Annotated in this window: 1 protein-coding gene; it reads right to left on the minus strand. The window is 39.4% G+C overall.

Annotated elements, in window-relative coordinates:
* A partial coding sequence (locus HCB45_RS15180) for an Ig-like domain-containing protein (RefSeq protein WP_185620457.1) occupies window positions 1–569 on the minus strand: 569 nt, incomplete at both ends.

Here is a 569-nt window from a genome sequence, read left to right on the forward strand (position 1 = left end):
TCGAAATAGTGGCTAGTGTATTAGTAGTATAACGTGCTTCTTGTGACGTCCCTTTCTCATAGATATATACATATCCTGTTGGTGGGGCATCTACTGATACTCCGTAGGAAGCAACTAACTGCGCGTTATTCCCTGTACCTGTAACGGTATAAGTTGGCGTATAAGGAACGTCCGTTCCTACCGCATTTCCATTCGCATCTTCTTTTTTTAATGATCCTACTTCGGATACCAGAATGACATAATCCCCATCACTATTTGGAGCAATACTTATTAATCCATAGTCAGTTCCATTTAATTGATCTTTTGCGTAATTATACATATCTTCCAATGTATTTAAGTTACTGGTTTCTTCTGCGAATAGCGTTTGGTCTCCTGTCGTTTGGCTATTTCCATCACTATCTACTAGCACCTTTACACTAACTGGTTCTACCCTTACAGTCACAGTCCCACTAAAATAAATATTACTTTGTGATACTCCGTTATCCTGCCAGACATAGCTTACCTCTTGTTCCTCATTAAGCAGATCTTCCCATTTTATCGATGAGTCTTCATATTCCCCTCCATTAGAG

Source organism: Listeria farberi, from assembly GCF_014229245.1.
GTDB classification, from domain to species: domain Bacteria; phylum Bacillota; class Bacilli; order Lactobacillales; family Listeriaceae; genus Listeria; species Listeria farberi.